Below are 14,482 nucleotides of genomic sequence, written 5' to 3' on the forward strand. Positions count from 1 at the left end.
GCCGTCTGAAAGAAATTTCAGACGGCCTTATGCGATCTGACCATCTCTTTACTGCAAAGCTCCAAGCACCATACCAATGCGATGGCGGCAATCGTCAGTGAAACGGTCAGCGCAGTCCAGAAGCCGTAAATGCCCATATCGACATGATAGGCAAGCAGGTAGCCGGGCAGCAGGCCGCAACCCCAGAAAGCCACGGCATGGATGAACATCGGCATTTTGGTCACTTTATAGCCGCGCAGCGCATATGAAGCGATACATTGGGTGGCATCTGCCAGTTGGAATAGGGAAGCGAAAAATAAAACGGTCGCAGCAATGTCCAATACTGCCGCATCGTTGGTGTACATACCGGCCAACTGAAAGCGAAAGATGACCAAGAGCAGCGCGGTACAGGTGGCAAGTACCCAGCCCAATACCAGCGAAACGCCTGAAATATAACGCGCCCGCAAAAACTCGCGTCGTCCGAGTGAAAAGCCTACGCGTACCGTGCTTGCAGAGCCGACGCTTTGCGGAATCATATACAAAATGCCCGACAGGCTGATAACAACTTGTTGGGCGGCGACATAATCCTCGCCGAATGGCGCCACCAAAAAGACGATAAACGAAAACGCGCTGGCTTCTAGAAAATAAGACAAGCCGATAGGTGCGCCGATTTTCCAAATCTGTTTGAAAGCCGTCAAATCGGGTTTGCCGATTTTTGCCGTCAAACCAAACGGACGGAAGAATTTTTCTTTGGCGATATAAAGCCACAAAGCCAATGCGCTGAACCAAAATACCGCCGCCGTTGCCATGCCGCAACCTGCGCCACCCAAAGCAGGCATACCGAATTTGCCGTAAACGAACACATAGTTTAGCGGCACATTCAACACAAATGCCGCAAAGCTGACCAACATAATCACGCGCGGACGGTTCAAGCTGGAGGCATAAGCATGCAGGGCGCGGTGTATCATGGCGGCCGGCATTGCCAAGCTGGTAAAGAGCATATATTGTGCCATCGTGTCTTCGACATAATCGTTCAATGTCAGCCAATGACGGAAAGGCATAATCATCGCCCACATCAACAGCATGCCGAATACGCCCAAACACAAGCCAAACCAAATGCCCTGCATTCCTGTTTTGCCGACTTCTTCGGTTTTACCTGCGCCGTATAGCTGGGCAATCATCGGGTTCAATGCCGCCATCACGCCCATAAAGGTAATGTAAATCGTCGAGAATGCGCTGCTGCCCAAAGCCACCGCGGCCAAATCTTCCTTACCTGCGCCACCGGCCATTACCGTATCGACAAAACCAATACCCACTTGCGCCACTTGCGCCAACAGCATAGGCAGGGCAAGGGCAGTAAGCAGGCGGGTTTCTTTTAAGAAAACAGGAAAGGTAAAGCGGTTGAGGTTCAGTAGCATAATGATGTGTGGATTGAGGATAAAGGCCGTCTGAAATGGAAACTTAAAATTATAAAGGGTAAAGCTGATAAGCAGACAATATGTTGTTTAATCGCTAAATTTTTCAGACGGCCTTAAATGTCGGATGTCTTTTTACTGCTTCCAACCAGCTGTCCGGCGTTTGAAACTGCATCAGGCCGTCTGAAAGCGAAACCGCGGCTTGGGTAGTCGAAGCGCGAGTCAGTTTTTCGTTGGTTTCGGCATCGTAAATGGTGTAATCGATACGCAGGCAGCTTTCGATTTCGACAATGTCCATATCAACGCGGATTTTTTGGCCGAAACGGGCAGGGCGGATGTATTTGAGGTTCATCTGCACAATCGGCCAGCTGTACCCTTGCCGTCCCATTACGTTGTAGTCGTAACCGATGGAAGACAGAAAAGCACAACGTGCGGTTTCAAGGTATTTGACATAGTTGCCGTGCCACACGATGTGCATGGCATCTACGTCAAAAAAAGGAACTTCAGTTTCAAAGCTGTGTTGGCAGTAGATGTGTTTTTTCATGGTTTAAAAGAGTGAATGTGATGGTTTCAGACGGCGTCTTCGCCCCAAAAATCATAAAAATTGAACCATTGTAGCGGATTTTGCGCACATTCTTGCGCCAAAATGTCGGCAAAACCCTGCATCGCGTCTTTGACGGCAGCCTCGCGGTTGCCGCGTTTCCAGCTGGAAGTATCGGTAAAGCGGCGCAGTTTCAAATGATAGTGGCCGTTTTGTTTGACGCAAAACAGCGTGTTTACCTGCGTTTTTAAAAGCGAAGCCAACAGCCACGCGCCTTGCGGCATAGGGGCGGTATGGCCTAAGAAATTAATGTCGGCGGTTTTCTCGCCGCGTACAGGCACGCGGTCGGCCGCGATGGCAATCCATTCGCCGTTTTCGATACGGCTGTTCAATTCCATCATCAGGGTGGTGTCCAAATCTGTTACTTGAATCAGACGGATATGATCTGCACCGGCTTTTTGCAATGCCTCGTTAAATGCCTGCGCGTGTTTGCTGTGCACCAATACGTTGAGTCTGAAATCTTTATGGTGCGACACCAGCGCACGGCAAACTTCGGTATTGCCCAAGTGCGAACAGGCAAAAATCTGGCCGCGTTCGTTGCGCTTGATTTGCGAATAGATGTCGTCCGGATCTTCAATCACCAAATCTTTATAACGGATTTTGCGTTGCCACACGGCAAAACGGTCGCAAACCGCTTCGCCAAATGCGACGAATTGTTTGAATACGCTGTGTTTCGGCAGGACGATATGGGGAAAGGTCGTCTGAAGACGGGTTTGATAGCGTAAGACATGACGGCGCGGTTTGGGCGCGGTTGCATAAAAATAAAGCACCACAAACCAAATGCACGGCCTCATGAAAAAAGCCGGCAGATAGCGCACCATCAGTGTGGTCAGAGCGAGAAACAGGCGGCTGCCGCGTTCGGGCTGCGCCGCCCAATGGGTTTGTTTATTGTCGGTCATGGTTTCAGACGGCCTTTCCGAAAACTTTACCCAATCGGTGTTTCAACATACCGAAAAACAGCCGTGTGTGCATTTTGCTGATGCGGACATTGTCGGCAAAGGCATCAAAGTGAGACACGCCGTCTGCGGCGTATTGGACGGGCGTTTTAATCCAAACCGGTTTGACGTTGCGCCAGTACAGGCGGATAAGGATTTCCGTGTCGAAGTCCATGCGGTCACCTACGGTTTCTTCGCGGACGACGGATAGCGCGGGTGCCAGCGGATAGAGGCGGAAGCCGCACATACCGTCTTTGATGTCGCATGACCAAGTGTGCAGCATATTCCAGAAATCGGTAATTTTGCGTCCGTAAAGCCGTGCTTTGGGCGCGTCATCGCCGTATTGCGGCCAGCCGCAAACAACGGCTTCGGGATTTCGTTCTGCTGCGGCGAGGAGTTTGGGCGTATCGTTCAAGCAATGCTGGCCGTCTGCATCAACCTGCAAAACGTGGGTATAACCATGTTCTTGAGCGTATTCCAAGCCGGTTTTGACCGCTGCGCCTTTGCCGCCGTTGATGGGGCGGTAAAGGACATCAATGCCGTCTGAAACCAAAGCCTGCAATACAGGTTTGCATTCTTCGCGTGAACCGTCGTCCACAATTAAAACGTTTAAACCAAAGCCGCGCATGGTTTGGGCAACGTGGCTGATGGTGGTCGGGTGGTTGTAATGTGGAATAAGGGCCAGGGTTTTCATAAATATTTTTTAGACGACGTTAACACAGTGCAGAGTATAGCAAATAAACATGCCATGGCGTTTGAAAAGAGGCCGTCTGAAACGGCGATGACAAAATCGTTTGATTTCGTTTTTCACTGTTTCAGACGGCCTTTTATATGCCATTAATTCAGCATTGTACATGACCGACATCGAGGCATAAATCATGGAACTCGTTGAGCGTACTGCGGTGGCCGATGCTGATGATGATGCTGTCGGGCAGTTTTTGCTTTAAGGCGCGGTAGAGCATGGCTTCAGTCGGTTCGTCCAAGGCGGCGGTGGCTTCATCGAGAAGGATGACTTTGGGTTGCGTGAGCAGGGCGCGGACGAAGGCGACGCGTTGCAGTTCGCCGGGGGAGAGTTTGTGTTGCCAGTCGTCGGTTTTATCCAATTTATCAATTAGATAACCTAAACGGCAGGTGTTCATGGCTTCGGCTAACTCGGGATGTTGTTTGTCGATGTCGGGGTAACAAATCGCATCGCGCAGGCTGCCTTGTGCCGTGTACGGGCGTTGCGGCAGGAAGAGGATGTCTTGATGCGGCGGATGGCTGACTTTACCGCTGCTACCGAAAGGCCAAAGTCCAGCCAGCGCGCGCAGCAACGAAGTTTTGCCGCAACCGCTCGGGCCGCGTATTAGCAGGGAGTTGCCGTTTTTGAGGTTGATGTTGATACCGTCTAATAAAACTTCGCCGTTGTGGCGGTATAGGGCAACGTTTTCTAAGATCAGGCCGTCTGAAACTTCGGTAAGGTCGGGTTGTCGTGCGGTGTGTTTTTCTTCCGTGCTCAGCAAAAAGCCGTACAGACGCTCCAGTCGAGCGCGGTAGGCGGTGAATTTGTTGTAGAACATTCGAAAGAAAGACAGTGCGTTTTGCAGTCGTGCGAAGGCTTGGACGGTCTGCTGGATGTCGCCGATTTTGATTTGTCCGGCAAACAGGCGCGGGGCTTGCAAAATAATGGGAAAAAGCTTGATGCCGTTGGTGAACATATCGTTAAAGCCGCTCAGGCAAACGCTTTGGCGGGCGATGCGCCAACGGTTGCGGATGATGGCTTTGAAGCGGTCGGCAAGCTGGTCGTGTTCGTGTTTTTCGCCGCTGTAAAACGCCACGCTTTCGGCATGGTCGCGCACGCGGATGAGGGAGTAACGGTAGTCGCCGTTGAGCTTTTCGTTTTCATAGTTGTAACGAATCAAAGGGTTGCCTATCCACATGGCGACAAAGGTCGCCAAAATCACAAACATATAGACAAACCAAACGATGCCGTGCGGAATGTCGAAGCCGAACACGGTCAGGATGCCCGCCAAACCCCATAAAACAACGGCAAATTCGAGCGAGGTAACGACTGAATTGACCATGCCGCGCACAAATTCGATGGTCGAGGCGATGAAATCCTGCGCATCTTGTTGGATACGCTGGTCGATGTTGTCCGGTGCATGGCGGCGCATTTGCAGGCGGTAGTAGTTTTTGTCGGCAAGCCAGCGCGAAGTCAAAACTTCATTGAGCCGCTCTGACCATTTAATCGCCAAGCCTTGATCGAGAAAGTCGTTGATGACGTTGTTAAACGCCCGTATCAACACCACGCCCGCGTTCATCGCTGCAAACATCCAAAACGCGGAGGCGTTCAAATCCTGCATCGAGTCGTAAAGCCCTTTGGACATAAAGGTACTCAATACATTCAGCCGCACTTCGGTTAACAGCAGCGCAATCATCGCCGTAATCAGCAGCAATACTTTGACCGCGCTTTTCGGTGTCAGGCACAGCCGCAGGATATAGGCAAACTCACGCCCGAAGCGCGTTTTACGTGCCAAAAACAGAATCACCGCCGAGGCGGCGGCGACCATCAATAAGGTTTGTAACAGCCAAGACGGCGTGGAATAAAGCTCGGTTTGCCATTTTTGCATGTGCGTTGTCTCTTGAGGCAGGCAGCGGGCAGGGGTCGTCTGAAACCCTGATTCTCCGCTTAATAAAATAATTTACAATTACTATGGATAAAGTTTTGATTGATGTTGTATTTTTGTTTTTACAAATAGTTATCATCACTTTTTATAGAAAACCAGAATGTTATCAAATATAATTCCGCAGCAAAATTACTTTGTGATTTTTAACGCTTATTGCAACAAAAATAACCCACCTCAAAGACAGAAGGAATCTATGAATAGCAAATTAGCCCTGATGCCGCTTTTGATTATGAGCGCGTTTTCTTATGCCGCCGATGAAGCGACACCCGAAACCCCTGTGCAACAGCAGTTGCAGGAAGTCAATGTCCGCGCCGACGCCAAACGCGTCAAAGCCGCCCGTTCTTACTCCATCGCCAGCGACGGCGACTTGCGCGACCGCGTGAACTTGGGCGTATTGGGCAAAGCCAATGCCTTTACCGCACCGATTACCGTCGTCAACTACGACGAACAAGCCCTCAACAATACTGAGGCGCGTACTTTGGTGGATGCCGTAGCGAAAAAAGACGCTTCCGTTTGGCAGTTCGGCGGCGAAAGCAACACGCTTACCGGTTTGTATTTCCGCGGTTATCAGCTTGATGCGCGCCAATTCAGCGTCAACGGTTTGGCAGGGATGTACGGCACGCAAGGCACGGCCAGCGTGCAAGTTGGCTCCGCGCAACTGATTAAAGGCGCCTCCACCGCCGTAAACGGCATGGACCCTGAAGGCGCGGTATCCGGTTCCGTCAATATTGAAACCAAAAAAGCCGCCGATGAAGGCAACCGCAAAATCGGTTTGGGCTGGTTCAGCAACAACCGCGCCCAAGGTACGTTCGATTTAGGTCAACGCTTCGGAGAAAACAAAGAATTCGGCGTGCGCGCCAACGGCAAACTGCGCCATGGCGACACTCCGCGTCACGGTTACAGCGAAGACAACAAAGAATTTGCCTTAAATGCTGACTATCGAGGCGAAAAACTGCGCGTGGCGTTCGATTCCATCTACGCGAAACGCAAAACCAACGGCGGTCGCGCGCGTATGCAGGACATTCAAAACGCCAACGGCCGCTTGTTTGACGCACCTGAAGGCAAAGTGAATTTGGCGCCGAGCTGGCAGGCTCAAAACACGCGCGGTCAAACGAATATGCTGACCTTCGAATGGGATGCATTTGAAAATGCCCAAATTACAGGCGGCATCGGCTACAACAATGCACGTTATTACGGTAATTTCGCCTCTCCTACCGTTACGAGCAGCGGTTTGACCTACAATTCAGGTCGCGCGCGTTTGACCGACCAGCGTTTTAAAACGCTCAGTATGAATCTGACTGCACGTGGCGAATTTGAAACCGGTCCGGTAAGCCACAACTGGAGTACCGCATTTGACCGCATCGACCGCAAACGCACTACTTATCAAGGCGCACGTCAAACAAGAAGCAGCGTTATCGATCCGAGCATCGACATTCCTACTCAATTGGCAAAATTGGATTCCAACTTAGGCAGCGCATGGAATACAACACCTTCATTGGATACCGTGATCAAAGTAAACAGTTTGGCAGTTTCCGACACGCTTGGTTTTGCCGACAACAAATACCGACTCACTTTGGGCGGACGTTTCCAAGCCGTCGAGCAGAAAAACAAATTAAACGGCCGCAAAGCGGATGCGAACCGTTTCAGCCCGATGTTGATGGCGGCATGGGTTCCGCAGCCTGATTTGGTGGTTTACGGAAACTATATGGAAGATTTGGAGCCGTCCGACATCCGTACCGATGACGACGGTCATGTAACGATGGCAGATCCGCGCGTCAGCCGCCAATTTGAAGTCGGCGTACGCAAAAACTGGGGCAACTTTGTCACCACTTTAAACGTGTTCCAAATCAAACGCCCGGGCTACTGGCGCGGCAACACGACTTCAGGAACTGATTTCGCAGCGCGCAAAAATGCAGGCTTGGCTTATAGCGGTTCGGAGCAAGGCATAGAACGCAGCCGCGGTATTGAGTTCAATACCTATGCCAACTTGTTGAACAAAACCCTGCGTCCGACTTTTGGTCTGATGTATCTACAATCAACCGTAAAAGATTATCCGAATTTCGCCGATAATTTGGTTAACGGCGTACAAGTCGCCAACCCGCGCGTGATTGCCAAAGCGGGCGTGGAATGGGACACACCGTTTGTCAAAGGTCTAACCTTGAACGGCAATGTTTCGTATTTCGGCAAGTCTTACCAAGACACGCAAAAACAATACGCCTTCCCGTCCTACACTTTGGTTGACGTAGGCGCGCGCTACAAAACCAAGCTGGGCAAAAACACACTGACCGTCAGCAGCTCGGTAGAAAACCTGTTTAACAAAAACTACTGGCAAGTACAGCGCGGCCAATACGACCGCAGCTTCGCCGTTGTCGGTATGCCGCGCACTTATTGGCTGAAAGCGGAATTGGATTTCTAATCTGATTTCGGTTTGACCGTAATAGCAGGCCGTCTGAAAGGGAATGATAAAGAGCAAGAATTTGGTTTTTATCCCTTTTCAGACGGCCTGATTTGATTGCCTTATGTTTTTTGCTTGAAAAATCTTACATGTTTTTTATGGATTTCACGCGAAACAAGGTTAATATTCCATTTTCACAATACATCCTTCGAGAAGACATATGAAAAAATCCATCAAACTGACCCTGTGCGCCCTCGCACTCTCACTTTCCGTGCAAGCGCAAGCAGTTACCCATGCCGTGATTGAAACCAATATGGGCAACATCCAACTGGAGCTGGATGAAGTCAAAGCGCCGAAAACCGTGGCAAACTTTGTCAATTACGCCAAAAAAGGTTTTTACGACAACACGATTTTCCACCGTGTTATCGACAATTTTATGATTCAAGGCGGCGGATTTACCGAGAATATGATTCAAAAATCCACCGATAAAGCCATCAACAACGAAGCATACAACGGCTTGAAAAATAACGTCGGCACCATCGCCATGGCGCGTACCGGCGATCCGAATTCAGCAACCAGCCAGTTCTTTATCAATACAGCCGACAACGACTTTTTGAATTTCAAAAGCAAAACCCCTCAAGGCTACGGCTATGCTGTTTTCGGTAAAGTCACTTCCGGCATGAACGTGGTCCGTAAAATCAGCAAAGTAAAAACAGCAACACGCGGCTTCCACCAAGACGTTCCAACCGAAGCCGTGATTATCCGCAAAGTCATCATCAAATAATTTTGATTGTTTGAACCCAAACAACAGGCCGTCTGAAACATTCAGACGGCCTAAATTTATTTATTTGATAATAAGTAGCAATTTGAGCGATAATTCAGCATCTACAATTTAAGGAGTCGATTATGCAAACCCGCCTGCCTTTTTTCGGCGTTGTCCGTGTCAGCGGAGAAGACAGAGCTTCATTTCTTCATGGTCAATTATCCAATGATATTAATAATTTAGCTTCCGGTCAGGCATGTTACGCCACATACAATACGCCTAAAGGCCGTGTGTTGGCGAATATGCTGGTCGTCAATCGCGGAGAAGATTTACTGTTGGTCATGGCGCAAGATTTGACCGAAGCCATCGTCAAACGCCTGAGAATGTTTGTCTTGCGTGCAAAAGTCGTCTTCGAGCTGATGCCCGATTTAGTAGTCAGCGGCGAGTTGGCAGACAATGCAGAACCTCATCCTGCTGCCGAACCGCAACTGTCTTTCCCAGCCCAAATTCAAGAAAACGCCGTAGAAATTGCCTTGCCGCACACAGGCCGTCTGAAAATTTCAGCAGCCGAAAACGCAGCCGAATATCAAGCAGGAGCCGAAAACGCGTGGAACCTGCACGAAATCCGCAGCGGCTATCCGTGGATTTGCGCCGCAACCAAAGAAGCGGCTGTTGCCCAAATGCTCAACCAACACATCATCGGCGCAGTCCACTTCCGTAAAGGCTGCTACCCCGGCCAAGAAATCATCGCCCGCGCCCAATACCGAGGCCAAGTCAAACGCGGTCTGGCTGTATTAAGCGGTGATTCTTTGGAAGCCGCCGGTATTGCCGTCAAAGTCGGCGAGGAAGAAGCAGGCGTTATCCTTAACACGGCACTGACTGAGCAAGGCAGCCTCAGCCTTGCCGTTATCAAGTTTTCCGCAGCAGAAGCAGCATTAACCGATGCAGACGGCAATGCTTTGAAACAGGAAGAACTGTTTTTCACGGTTGAGAAAGATTGATTGTTAGATGATTGAATAAAAAGCTTAAATATCAGCTTGAAATGAAAACAGAAAGGCCGCCTGAAATTCAGACGGCCTTTGATATTGAGTTTTGTTGGTACATGACCCAAGCTGCGTTTGCTTCTGACTGGATTACGGCATGGTTTGGAATCATTCGGTAGCAACAAAAACCGCGTGCGTGCGTACCGCACACACCCTACACCTTAATCTTAAGGTTTGCGTCGCCCGCAGGTAGGGTGTGTGGCGTAGCCACGCACGCGGTTGGGAGGGATGCAGGTTATGGCTTGCTAGTTTTTATAAAGGAAAGAGTAAGATATAATTCATTTTTCTTTGAAATGTAATTTATTTTTGTTATTTTCATCGGTTTTATTTTTCAATACGTCGTTTTTAATTTCATCACTTATATCCGTATCCCTACCGACAGATTGCTGAATAAAATCTCCATTTTTTTCTTTATTTCCGCTAAATGAATTGTCCAATTCTTTTACAAATTCATTATACTCACCTTTAAAATCATCAACTTTACTGTTTAACTTCTCCAGTTTTTTATCTATTGCACTCCGTTTTTTATCTATTACACTCAGTTTTTTATCTATTACACTCAGTTTTTCATCTCTTTCTTTTTCTTTAAAATTCTTAATATCATCTAATGCTTTATCAATTCTTTGAGATTCTCGCAATGAGAAAAATATAGAAATTACAGTTATTAATACAGCATACAAAGAAACTGAAAATGTTAGAGAGTTAATTATTTTATCTTGGTTATCTATTTTTAGTTGTATCTTTTCTATATCTACCCTATAAATATCATCCTTAATCTGCTGAAATTCTCGTTTTATAGCCTGACATTCTTTTCTGTTTGTGCAAGAAATTGTTGTATTTTCAAGCAAGCTTTTATCTAAATAGCTCTTACTACTACTTTGTATATTACTTGATTGGTTAAATGGAGAGATTCTAAATATGATAATAAATAAACCAAATATGATTAGCAACCAAAAAACATTCCAAATAATGTTCCAAGTATTCTTTCTAGTTTTTTTATCATCTTGAGATACAGTATCAGTATTTTTAGACATAATTAAACACCACTATTCAAAAGAGAATAAATCTGATAATGCAACAATACTGCTTTGTATGCTCTGCAATGCACGCTCAATTTGATTATGTGAAATTTCTTCTTTATAATCAATTAATATATCAACTGAACAAACAACATTCTTTTCTTCATCAGCACTCCATTTAATTAGCTTTTTCTCTAGATTTTCTTGAAGTAATCTTTTTTGAAAGTCAGGGAAATTTGGTTTTAATTTTAATAAAGAAAAAAATTGTATAAAATCACCACCTTCTTGCACAGAGATTACTAGCTTGAATTGTATGTCCTGATCTTTCCTATAAGAAAAACCCAATACAAAGCTATCAACATCTTTATTATTATCTTTATATCTTAATGAATTTTTATCTAGATATGATCTGATTACTTCTTTTGTTGATTCAGAATTAACTGCCATAATAATTTCCTTGTTTGTCAAGATTGTTTTTTAAATTAAACTGAATATAGAACAATTCTTCTACCTAGCTTTCTAATGTATTAGAGGAAAGCTTAAATGAAATTAACCTTCTAACAAGAGACCGTCTGAAAATTTTTCAGACGACCTTCTTTGTACCTACATATTACTCATCAAACCAGCTTGCCGTTCACCCAACCTTCCACGCTTCCCAGCATTTCAGGCAATTTCGCAGCATCTGTACCACCGGCCTGCGCCAAATCCGGTCTTCCGCCGCCTTTGCCGCCGACTTGTTCGGCTGCAAATTTAACCAAATCGCCTGCTTTGACTTTGCCGGTTAACGGTTTGGATACGCCGGCGCACAGGGAAACTTTGCCGTCGTTTACTGCCGCCAAAAGAATCACGGTGTTGTCGGATTTACCGGTTAAATCGGTAACGATTTCGCGCAGGGCGGCTGCGTCGGCTTCGATTTGTGCGGCAACGAGTTTGGCTGAGCCTAAGTCTTTTGCATCGTCCAAGAGTTTGGCGCCTGCGTGGACGGCGAGTTCGGCTTTGGCGCGTGCCAATTCTTTTTCCAGTGCTTTGGCGTGTGCCGCACCTGCTTGGATTTTCGCCAGTACGTCTTTTTCGGTTTGGGCTTTGGTTTCGGCAATAATGTCTTTCACCAAACGCTCTTGATCTTGCGCCCATTTGAGTGCGTTCAGGCCGGTAATGGCTTCGATACGGCGCACGCCTGCGGCAATACCGCCTTCGCTGATGATTTTGAAGAGGCCGATGTCGCCGGTGCGTGAAACGTGTGTACCGCCGCACAATTCGGTAGAGAAACCGCCCATTTGCAGTACGCGCACTTCGTCGCCGTATTTTTCGCCGAAGAGCATCATGGCACCGGTTTTTTGGGCATCTTCCATGCTCATAATGGCGGCGTTGACGGCAACGTTGGCCAAGATGGCTTCGTTGACGCGGCGTTCGACTTCGGCGATTTCTTCGGCAGTTACCGCTTGAGGATGGGAAATGTCGAAACGGGTGGATTCGGCGGTAACCAAAGAGCCTTTTTGTTCAACGTGTTCACCCAATACATCGCGCAGGGCTTTGTGCATTAAGTGGGTCGCGCTGTGGTTGCGCATATTGGCATTGCGGATTTCGTCATCCACTTCGGCGGTAACGCTGTCGCCGACTTTCAGACGGCCTGAAGTTTGCACGCCGAATTGGCCGAATACAGCCGCTTTGATTTTTTGGGTATCGCGTACTTCAAAGCGGTTTTCGCCTGCAAAGATATAGCCGACGTCGCCGACTTGACCGCCGGATTCTGCATAGAACGGGGTAAAGTCGATAACGATGGCACCTTCATCGCCTTCGTTCAATTCGTTGACTTGCTCGCCGTCTTTGTAGAGGGCGAGGACTTTGGATTCGGTTTGACGTTCGCTATAACCTTTAAACTCGGTGTCCTGACCGTCGTAAGGCAGTTGGGCGTTGGCTTTAAAGCTTTGTGCGGCGCGTGCGCGTGCGCGTTGGGCTTCCATTTCGCGGTTGAAGCCTTCTTCGTCCATTGCGACATTACGTTCACGACAAATATCGGCAGTTAAATCATATGGAAAGCCATAAGTGTCATAAAGTTTAAAAATAATAGAACCATTTAACTTATTAGGGCGCAACACTTTTTGAAATTCTAATTCACCATGTAGCGCATCAAGATATTTTCTGTAAAAATCTGATTGATAACTATCCAATGTTAAATAGTAGGTGTTATCTACACTATCAGGCAGCGGGTCATTAGATTTGATTGTTTTTTTATTAATTACACTTTTTTCCCATACAACGATAGTTTTTTCGGAGTTTTTAACACAAGCTGCGGCAGTAAATTTTTGAAAATCTGGCAGTTTGAAGTCCCTACCTCCATCTTCTCCTTTTGGTAATACATTCCAAATGTTCAGAAATTCATCAGTATTTAATTCTTTCTCTAATAAAGCCATACCTGTTTCCAAAGTTTGGGCAAAACGGCTTTCTTCGTTTTTCAACGCTTCTTCGATTTGAACTTGTTTTTCTTTCAACTCAGGATAAGCATCGCCCATCTCTTTGACCAAATCGGCCACCAGTTTGTGGAAGAATGGTTTGCTTTGACCCAGTTTGTAACCGTGGCGTACGGCGCGGCGGATAATGCGGCGCAATACGTAGCCGCGGCCTTCGTTGGAAGGCAATACGCCGTCTGCAATCAGGAATGAGCAGGAGCGGATGTGGTCGGCGATGACTTTCAGGCTTGGCTCGTCCATGCTGAACGGCGCGCCGGTTTCGCGGGCAACGGCTTTGAGCAGGTCTTGGAACAAGTCGATTTCGTAGTTGCTGTGGACATGCTGCATGACGGCGGCCATACGTTCCAAGCCCATGCCGGTATCAACGGAAGGCTTAGGCAGCGGATTCATATTGCCTTGCTCGTCGCGGTTGAACTGCATAAATACGCAGTTCCAAATTTCGATCCAGCGATCACCGTCTTCTTCAGGGCTGCCCGGAATGCCACCCCAGATTTCTTCGCCGTGGTCGTAGAAAATTTCGGAGCAAGGGCCGCAAGGGCCGGTGTCGCCCATTTGCCAGAAGTTGTCGGACGCGTATTTTGCGCCTTTGTTGTCGCCGATGCGGACGATGCGCTCGGCAGGCATGCCGATTTCGTTCAACCAGATGTTGTAGGCTTCGTCGTCTTCTGCGTAAACGGTTGCCAAGAGTTTGTCTTTAGGGATGTTCAACCATTCTGGGGAAGTCAGGAATTCCCAAGCGAAGTGGATGGCATCGCGTTTGAAGTAGTCGCCGAAGGAGAAGTTACCCATCATTTCGAAGAAGGTGTGGTGGCGGGCGGTATAGCCGACGTTTTCCAAGTCGTTGTGTTTGCCGCCGGCACGTACGCATTTTTGTGCGGTAGTGGCGCGGTTGTAGGGGCGTTTGTCAAAGCCGAGGAATACGTCTTTAAATTGGTTCATGCCTGCGTTGGTAAACAGCAGGGTCGGGTCGTCGTGTGGCACGAGCGAGGAAGAGCGGACGATGGTGTGGCCTTTAGATTCGAAAAATTTCAGGAATTTTTGGCGTAGTTCGGTGGTTTTCATAATGTCTCGATAAATTTTTTACAAGGATTTCAGACGGCCCGGACGGCGCGTTGCGATTAAAAACGAATGGGCGTTATCTTACCGCAAAACCATATTTCAAGCTATCGGCAGAAAGGTTTTAAGTTGGCTGCAA

Annotated in this window: 11 protein-coding genes; 3 read left to right on the forward strand and 8 right to left on the reverse strand. The window is 47.9% G+C overall.

Annotation, left to right across the window (positions count from 1 at the left end; genetic code table 11):
- Nucleotides 1-17 precede the first annotated feature (17 nt).
- The 5 genes from FAH66_RS03160 to FAH66_RS03180 form a co-directional block, all read right to left on the reverse strand.
- Nucleotides 18-1,397: an MATE family efflux transporter gene (locus FAH66_RS03160; RefSeq protein ID WP_137040661.1), complete on the reverse strand. Its 1,380-nt coding sequence runs from the start codon at nt 1,395-1,397 to the stop codon at nt 18-20.
- Nucleotides 1,398-1,500: 103 nt separating this feature from the next.
- Nucleotides 1,501-1,938 carry an acyl-CoA thioesterase gene (locus FAH66_RS03165; protein WP_137040662.1) on the reverse strand — a complete coding sequence of 146 codons (438 nt, stop codon included), beginning with the start codon at nt 1,936-1,938 and terminating at the stop codon, nt 1,501-1,503.
- A 26-nt stretch (nt 1,939-1,964) separates the two neighbouring features.
- Entirely contained in the window at nt 1,965-2,894 is a 930-nt protein-coding gene (locus FAH66_RS03170; RefSeq protein ID WP_137040663.1) for an LpxL/LpxP family acyltransferase, read from the reverse strand.
- Between the two features lie 4 nt (nt 2,895-2,898).
- Nucleotides 2,899-3,624 carry a glycosyltransferase family 2 protein gene (locus FAH66_RS03175; protein ID WP_137040664.1) on the reverse strand — a complete coding sequence of 242 codons (726 nt, stop codon included), beginning with the start codon at nt 3,622-3,624 and terminating at the stop codon, nt 2,899-2,901.
- 148 nt (nt 3,625-3,772) lie between these two features.
- A complete protein-coding gene (locus tag FAH66_RS03180; RefSeq protein ID WP_137040665.1) occupies nt 3,773-5,539 on the reverse strand; it encodes an ABC transporter ATP-binding protein/permease in 1,767 nt (588 codons plus the stop codon).
- A 250-nt stretch (nt 5,540-5,789) separates the two neighbouring features.
- Here FAH66_RS03180 and FAH66_RS03185 point away from each other — a divergent pair, with 250 nt between their 5' ends.
- From FAH66_RS03185 to ygfZ, 3 genes are all read left to right on the forward strand, one after another.
- Nucleotides 5,790-8,012: a TonB-dependent receptor gene (locus FAH66_RS03185; RefSeq protein ID WP_137040666.1), complete on the forward strand. Its 2,223-nt coding sequence runs from the start codon at nt 5,790-5,792 to the stop codon at nt 8,010-8,012.
- 199 nt (nt 8,013-8,211) lie between these two features.
- A complete protein-coding gene (locus tag FAH66_RS03190; RefSeq protein WP_137040667.1) occupies nt 8,212-8,775 on the forward strand; it encodes a peptidylprolyl isomerase in 564 nt (187 codons plus the stop codon).
- A 122-nt stretch (nt 8,776-8,897) separates the two neighbouring features.
- On the forward strand, nt 8,898-9,755 hold the full coding sequence (ygfZ, locus tag FAH66_RS03195; protein WP_137040668.1) for a CAF17-like 4Fe-4S cluster assembly/insertion protein YgfZ: 858 nt from the start codon (nt 8,898-8,900) through the stop codon (nt 9,753-9,755).
- A gap of 320 nt (nt 9,756-10,075) precedes the next feature.
- Here ygfZ and FAH66_RS03200 read toward each other — a convergent pair whose 3' ends face one another.
- The 3 genes from FAH66_RS03200 to alaS form a co-directional block, all read right to left on the reverse strand.
- A complete protein-coding gene (locus FAH66_RS03200) occupies nt 10,076-10,831 on the reverse strand; it encodes a hypothetical protein (protein WP_137040669.1) in 756 nt (251 codons plus the stop codon).
- 12 nt (nt 10,832-10,843) lie between these two features.
- Nucleotides 10,844-11,263 (reverse strand): hypothetical protein, encoded by a 420-nt coding sequence (locus FAH66_RS03205; RefSeq protein WP_137040670.1) that lies wholly within the window; start codon nt 11,261-11,263, stop codon nt 10,844-10,846.
- A gap of 170 nt (nt 11,264-11,433) precedes the next feature.
- Nucleotides 11,434-14,349, reverse strand: coding sequence for an alanine--tRNA ligase (gene alaS, locus FAH66_RS03210; RefSeq protein ID WP_137040671.1), 2,916 nt, complete (start codon nt 14,347-14,349; stop codon nt 11,434-11,436).
- Nucleotides 14,350-14,482 lie beyond the last annotated feature (133 nt).

Origin of the sequence: Neisseria subflava (assembly GCF_005221305.1) — a bacterium.
Classification (GTDB): Bacteria; Pseudomonadota; Gammaproteobacteria; order Burkholderiales; family Neisseriaceae; genus Neisseria; species Neisseria subflava.

Excerpts from the sequence above, each read along its gene's own strand:
- FAH66_RS03160 (WP_137040661.1), bottom strand. The coding sequence starts at position 1,397 with ATGCTACTGAACCTCAACCGCTTTACCTTTCCTGTTTTCTTAAAAGAA.
- FAH66_RS03165 (WP_137040662.1), bottom strand. The coding sequence starts at position 1,938 with ATGAAAAAACACATCTACTGCCAACACAGCTTTGAAACTGAAGTTCCT.
- FAH66_RS03170 (WP_137040663.1), bottom strand. The coding sequence starts at position 2,894 with ATGACCGACAATAAACAAACCCATTGGGCGGCGCAGCCCGAACGCGGC.
- FAH66_RS03175 (WP_137040664.1), bottom strand. The coding sequence starts at position 3,624 with ATGAAAACCCTGGCCCTTATTCCACATTACAACCACCCGACCACCATC.
- FAH66_RS03180 (WP_137040665.1), bottom strand. The coding sequence starts at position 5,539 with ATGCAAAAATGGCAAACCGAGCTTTATTCCACGCCGTCTTGGCTGTTA.
- FAH66_RS03185 (WP_137040666.1), top strand. The coding sequence starts at position 5,790 with ATGAATAGCAAATTAGCCCTGATGCCGCTTTTGATTATGAGCGCGTTT.
- FAH66_RS03190 (WP_137040667.1), top strand. The coding sequence starts at position 8,212 with ATGAAAAAATCCATCAAACTGACCCTGTGCGCCCTCGCACTCTCACTT.
- ygfZ (WP_137040668.1), top strand. The coding sequence starts at position 8,898 with ATGCAAACCCGCCTGCCTTTTTTCGGCGTTGTCCGTGTCAGCGGAGAA.
- FAH66_RS03200 (WP_137040669.1), bottom strand. The coding sequence starts at position 10,831 with ATGTCTAAAAATACTGATACTGTATCTCAAGATGATAAAAAAACTAGA.
- FAH66_RS03205 (WP_137040670.1), bottom strand. The coding sequence starts at position 11,263 with ATGGCAGTTAATTCTGAATCAACAAAAGAAGTAATCAGATCATATCTA.
- alaS (WP_137040671.1), bottom strand. The coding sequence starts at position 14,349 with ATGAAAACCACCGAACTACGCCAAAAATTCCTGAAATTTTTCGAATCT.